Below are 1,671 nucleotides of genomic sequence, written 5' to 3'. Positions count from 1 at the left end.
CCGGTCGGTCGACCAGTGCGGCAGGAAGAGCGATACGACCCGTCGCATCGCACCCCTCCACGATCCAGTTGTGGGGATTGCCGCCGCGCGTACGCTCGAGTGCGACGCGCCAGCGCGGCCGCGCGATCGCGGGGATGCCGAGATCCTCGCTCGGGCTTGCCGTGATCCGCCAGCGGGTGAGGGCGGCACTGCCTTCGGCAGGTTCGCCGGCCTTGCTGGCGCGGCGGAAGACGAAGGCCGGGACGCCGGAGGCTTCGGCCGCCAGTTGCAGCCGCTTCGAGGCGGTGGTGGTATATTTGCGGACCTCGCCGACGACGCCGGCGAGTCCCGGGTGGCGGAGACACTCCTCCATAGCGAGGAGGACGTTGGTGTCGCTTCCCGCCTCGACATGGATCAGGCGGTCAGGGTGCAGTCCCGCGAGATGGAGCGCGGGCGTGAAAAGATCGCGCCAGCGAAGGCACCACAGGACGGGCCCTTCGCACCTCGCAAGGATGCCGGCGAGAAAGATCGTCGCACTCGCATCGTCGGCAAGTTCGGGGCTGCCCGCCAGCTCGTGCAGCGCGCCGGCGGCTATCCCCCCGGCTGGCAGACGCGAGTCGATAGCTTCAATTTCGAACGGAATGACATAATGACGCGCCGCAATACCTTCGATCTGCGCGATTTTCGCGCGAAGATCGGAGATAATGGATGGCGCTTGCATGACGGGGCGAACTCGGAAAATGGAGAGCAATGTTCCTTCTTTGTTCTTTTTATCGCATCCAAGTCAAGCCGAACGGCGTGATCGACGCATGTCCGCTTTCAGAAATCTGTGGAGAAGCGGCCGCGCGCGGGGAGTGACCAGCCCCATCGAATGGCGCCGCCCCGCAGTGCCATGCCGATAATCTCAGCTGCCGTTGCAGCCCATGGCGACGCCACGGCTACGCCCTCGAGAAGGATGTAGAGGCCCGCAGCGGCAAGCGCGGCCGTCACACAGATTTCGTGCCGCAAGAGGATCGACGGTTCGCCGGCGAGTGTGTCTCGGATGATGCCGCCCACGCAGGCGATAATGACGCCGCGGTCACTGCCGACATCGGCGTTACACCGACGGCGAGCGCTTTCGCGGCGCCATAGACCGCGTCCGGATGCGGGCGCGGTCGCAGACGGGCCTAACACCAGTCAGGCGGTGATTGCTTCAGTCCCCAGATAGGTAGGCGCTTGCCAACGGTACCGCGCACCACTTCGCGAGCACGACCACGGTCATAAATGCAGTACGCCTTAGGGGGATGTAGCGGAATTCGAACTCATCGGTACAGGCGCCCCAGTCCGCCAGAAGACCTGTCTTGCATATGGTAAGTCGGTGTCACTCCTCAAGAATGGGCTGCCTCCTGTGCTGCATGGGCGGGCTGATGCTGGCGGGCGCGACATTTTGATAAGGTCGTCCCTACTGGAGGTTCTGATATCTCGGAAAGAGCTGCGCCTGGCTGATGCGGGTCAACGTTCGGCGCCGAGAAGGGTGCCATGACGAATTCTAAGCGCTTGCACGCCCCTGATGTCTGGCCACGAGCCCGCCGGGAACCCTTAGCGCGCGGCGCCATCGATCAGCATCGCCACCGACCAACCGCCGTTATTCAACTCAGTGGTGACCGGGCCGCGCTCGGGCCGCCGAATATGCACGAGGCGCAACTCGCTCAA

General features: G+C 64.3%; 2 protein-coding genes. Both read right to left on the bottom strand.

What is annotated here, in order from left to right:
* Positions 1-700, bottom strand: a 700-nt coding sequence (locus B1A78_RS21755) for an ImuA family protein (protein WP_077148905.1), incomplete at its 3' end; no start/stop codon positions are given.
* 98 nt (positions 701-798) lie between these two features.
* A complete protein-coding gene (locus tag B1A78_RS21750; RefSeq protein ID WP_077148904.1) occupies positions 799-1,152 on the bottom strand; it encodes a trimeric intracellular cation channel family protein in 354 nt (117 codons plus the stop codon).
* Positions 1,153-1,671 lie beyond the last annotated feature (519 nt).

It is taken from the genome of Sphingopyxis sp. KK2 (assembly GCF_001990265.1).
Lineage (GTDB): Bacteria > Pseudomonadota > Alphaproteobacteria > Sphingomonadales > Sphingomonadaceae > Sphingopyxis.
This window is presented reverse-complemented; position numbering and strand designations above follow the sequence as displayed.